Annotated in this window: 1 protein-coding gene; it reads left to right on the forward strand. The window is 35.6% G+C overall.

The features are described 5' to 3' along the window. The first annotated feature begins 78 nt into the window (after positions 1-78). Positions 79-1169 (forward strand): IS4-like element ISAba1 family transposase gene (locus ABD437_RS25120; RefSeq protein WP_085940413.1). Its coding sequence is split into 2 segments (ribosomal slippage): positions 79-619 and positions 619-1169, totalling 1092 coding nucleotides; the frame shifts between segments, so codons are not numbered across the junction. The last annotated feature ends 19 nt before the right edge of the window (positions 1170-1188 follow it).

Consider the following 1188-nt stretch of genomic DNA (forward strand, 5'->3'; position numbering starts at 1 on the left):
ATTAATTCTCTGTACACGATAAAAATAGATAACTCATTGAAATAATGTCATAATAATTGTTTTCTAACGACGAATACTATGACACATCTCAATGAGTTATATCTTATCTTAAACAAATATCTAAAATGGAACAAGTCACATTTAAAGTGCTTTGCGCTCATCATGCTTGTGATTATTTTAAAGCAAACATGTAATCTTTCTTCTGCATCTAAAGCCTTGCCCATCAAGTGCTTACCACAATCATTTTATCGACGTATGCAGCGCTTCTTTGCAGGTCAGTATTTTGATTATCGTCAAATTTCTCAGTTGATTTTCAATATGTTTTCATTCGACCAAGTGCAACTGACTTTAGATAGAACCAATTGGAAATGGGGAAAACGAAATATTAATATCCTGATGCTCGCAATCGTTTATCGTGGAATAGCGATACCTATCCTTTGGACATTGCTTAATAAACGTGGAAATTCAGATACGAAAGAGCGTATTGCTTTGATTCAACGCTTTATAGCCATTTTTGGTAAAGACCGTATTGTGAATGTGTTCGCAGACAGAGAGTTTATCGGTGAGCAGTGGTTTACATGGTTAATTGAACAAGACATCAACTTCTGCATTCGTGTTAAAAAAACTTCATTGTCACCAATCATTTAGGAAAGAATCATAAAATTAGTGATTTATTTCGCCATCTTAAAGTTGGTCAAATTGAATGTCGTAAACGACGGATTTTGGTTGGTCGGGTGAAACTATATATAAGTGCACTACAGTTAGAAAATGGAGAGCTTTTACTCGTCGTTTCTCCTCAGTTTAATGCCAATGCTATTCAGGATTATGCATTACGCTGGGAAATTGAAACCTTATTCAGTTGTCTCAAAGGACGCGGGTTTAATCTTGAAAATACGCGCTTGACAGACCCTAGACGAGTGAAAAAATTGATTGCGGTGTTAGCTATAAGCTTCTGTTGGTGTTACTTAACGGGTGAATGGCAACATGATCAAAAAAAAGCGATAAAAATAAAGAAGCATGGACGACTCTCAATGAGTTTATTTCGCTATGGTTTAGACTATGTTCAAATGGCGATTCAGCGTTTAATTGGTTTTGGGAAAAAAGAAGAGTTTAAGGAAATTTTGGCAATTTTAAGAAGGCAGAACCCTGATAGGATAAGGGTTCTGTGAAATTTGTCGTGTACAGAGA

Origin of the sequence: Cryptosporangium japonicum (assembly GCF_039524755.1) — a bacterium.
Classification (GTDB): Bacteria; Actinomycetota; Actinomycetes; order Mycobacteriales; family Cryptosporangiaceae; genus Cryptosporangium; species Cryptosporangium japonicum.